We start from the raw sequence: 712 nt of genomic DNA, 5'->3' as shown, positions 1-712 counted from the left end.
TAACGCCGCATTAAGGTGCGAACAGCGCTAAACACCCAGCCTAAACCATTGCACCTTAAACACTAAACTGACTTGAAGTGAGGGCGCCAAGCGTTGTGAGTCACTCTTAAATGCCTTGTTATACAAACAGTTAAAGTTTATCGACAAGCTTCTTTAAATAATCCTTAGCCAGTTCATGATTTCCACGGCTCATCCATTTGATACAATCAAAAAGCTCCCAAGTAAGACCATCGTCACCGTTCGTGTAAGCGGGAAAGCCCTCATGCTTTGGAGCGGGTTCATCTGTTACCCTTTGCTCGACAATGCCATTTTTGTCAAACAACACTTTAAACGGTTTTGAAATACTGAGCGATTCACTTAAATCTAAACAGTGAATTTCGGCACTAGTAAGATCATTAAAAATGTACTTTTTAAAATAAGCATTATCATTGTGGAAACCATCGAGTTGATAGAATATTTCCTTATCACACTCAAAAGCTGAGAAGCACTCGCTTGTAGATTTATGGAAATCATTCTTTGTGAAAACGAGAATATCGGCATCCGATACACGGTCACCTTTACCAGCAGCCAATGAGCCTAACAACACAGCCGCTACTACATCACTCTCAGAAATGAACGCCGAGCACGCTGATCGAACCAACTCACTTTGGAGAGGGAGATTCTCTAAATCTAGCTTATCTGAACTCAAAATCGCCTCCGTTTGTATAACGCC

At 41.4% G+C, this 712-nt stretch carries 1 protein-coding gene; it reads right to left on the bottom strand.

Features of this window, described 5'->3' with window-relative positions; translation table 11 throughout:
• Window positions 1-130 precede the first annotated feature (130 nt).
• Window positions 131-688, bottom strand: coding sequence for a nucleotidyltransferase domain-containing protein (locus tag ACQEXU_RS21965; protein ID WP_427012300.1), 558 nt, complete (start codon window positions 686-688; stop codon window positions 131-133).
• Window positions 689-712 lie beyond the last annotated feature (24 nt).

The organism is Vibrio sp. TRT 21S02, assembly GCF_050113675.1.
Classification (GTDB): domain Bacteria; phylum Pseudomonadota; class Gammaproteobacteria; order Enterobacterales; family Vibrionaceae; genus Vibrio.
Note: the sequence above shows the minus strand (reverse complement) of the source record. Positions and strands in the feature narration are given on the sequence as shown.